The sequence below is a fragment of the Candidatus Halocynthiibacter alkanivorans genome (assembly GCF_003333265.1).
GTDB lineage: Bacteria > Pseudomonadota > Alphaproteobacteria > Rhodobacterales > Rhodobacteraceae > Halocyntiibacter_A > Halocyntiibacter_A alkanivorans.
In genome coordinates, this window is sequence record NZ_QOLB01000110.1 from 1 (window position 1) to 1,493 (window position 1,493).

At 57.3% G+C, this 1,493-nt stretch carries 3 protein-coding genes; all 3 read right to left on the reverse strand.

What is annotated here, in order from left to right; translation table 11 throughout:
* Positions 1 to 46 precede the first annotated feature (46 nt).
* Positions 47 to 640, reverse strand: coding sequence for an NADH-quinone oxidoreductase subunit J (locus tag DWA01_RS13100; protein WP_114286274.1), 594 nt, complete (start codon positions 638 to 640; stop codon positions 47 to 49).
* A 62-nt stretch (positions 641 to 702) separates the two neighbouring features.
* Positions 703 to 1,188 carry an NADH-quinone oxidoreductase subunit NuoI gene (gene nuoI / locus DWA01_RS13105; protein ID WP_034812285.1) on the reverse strand — a complete coding sequence of 162 codons (486 nt, stop codon included), beginning with the start codon at positions 1,186 to 1,188 and terminating at the stop codon, positions 703 to 705.
* Positions 1,185 to 1,493, reverse strand: a 309-nt coding sequence (locus tag DWA01_RS13110) for an NADH-quinone oxidoreductase subunit H (protein WP_200832577.1), incomplete at its 5' end; no start/stop codon positions are given. The genes DWA01_RS13110 and nuoI, both read right to left, overlap by 4 nt.

Here is a 1,493-nt window from a genome sequence, read left to right on the forward strand (position 1 = left end):
GGGCCGCCGAAACGGCGAGAAAATGGGAAAGCCCAAGGTCCATGTCTTAGATCCCCTGCCCCGGAGTGGGGTCTTTCAATTCATAGGCATCGCTGCGACGGCGCGAGGTCTGTTTGGCAATGTTCTGACGCTTGGTCTCTGGACGGTGACGCAGCGTCAGCACGATGGCACCAATCATGGCAACGAGCAGGATGATGCCCGCCATCTGGAACAGCAGCAGGTATTGCGTATACATTACCTGTCCTATGGCCTCGGCATTAGTCTCAGCGCCCGGAGATGCATCGAAATTGGTCTCCATGTCTGCCGTGCCGATCACCGATGCCAGCACGATTTCGGCGGCAAATATGATCCCGACAAGCACAGCGAACGGCCAGTATCTCAGTGTGCCGCGCTTGAGCTCGACGAAGTCGACGTCCAGCATCATAACGACGAACAGGAACAACACAGCAACCGCGCCGACATAGACAACGACCAAAAGCATGGCCAGGAACTCAGCGCCAATCAGCACAAGCAAACCGGCCGATGAGAAGAATGCGAGAATGAGCCACAACACCGAATGAACGGGGTTGCGCGCCATGATCACCGACAGCGCCGATACGAGCACGACGGCCGCGATCAGATAGAAAGCGATGACTGCCACAGCCCTACTAGGCCCCCTTCTTTGCAGGGCAGAATGCCCCATGAGTTAATAGTTTCGGCGGCCTAGCGATAAGGCGCGTCGAGTTCCAGATTCTTGGCGATCAGTCGTTCCCAACGATCTCCGTTCGCGAGCAGGCGGTCCTTGTCATAGAACAGCTCTTCGCGCGTTTCAGTGGCGAATTCGAAGTTCGGCCCCTCCACGATGGCATCGACCGGACAGGCCTCCTGACAGAAGCCGCAATAGATGCATTTCACCATGTCGATATCATAGCGTGTGGTACGACGGGCACCGTCTGCGCGCGGCTCAGCCTCAATCGTGATGGCCTGCGCCGGGCAGATTGCCTCACACAATTTACAGGCGATGCAGCGCTCTTCACCGCTGGGATAACGCCGCAAAGCATGTTCCCCACGGAAGCGCGGAGAAAGAGGATTTTTCTCAAACGGATAGTTCACCGTTGCCTTGCGCGTGAACACTTCCCTTGTCGCCACGACGAGCGCGCCGAGGAAATCGGTCAGGAGCGCGCCACGGATGGTTTGAGCCAGACTCATGACTGAACTCCCAGATAAACGACATAGCCGGACACAATCAGAACCGCCACGAGCGAGGTTGGCAGGAAGATCTTCCACCCCAGGCGCATCAGCTGGTCATAGCGGTAACGAGGGACAATCGCCTTCACCATCGCGAACATGATGAACAGGAACAGGATCTTGAACATGAACCAGAACAAGCCGGCGAACGCATTCACGAAGGGATGGTCGCGGACGAACTCCTCGCCCAGTGCGAATGGACCATGCCAGCCGCCCAAGAACAGAATCGTCATCAGGGCGCACACCCGGACCTGTCCCCTATACAC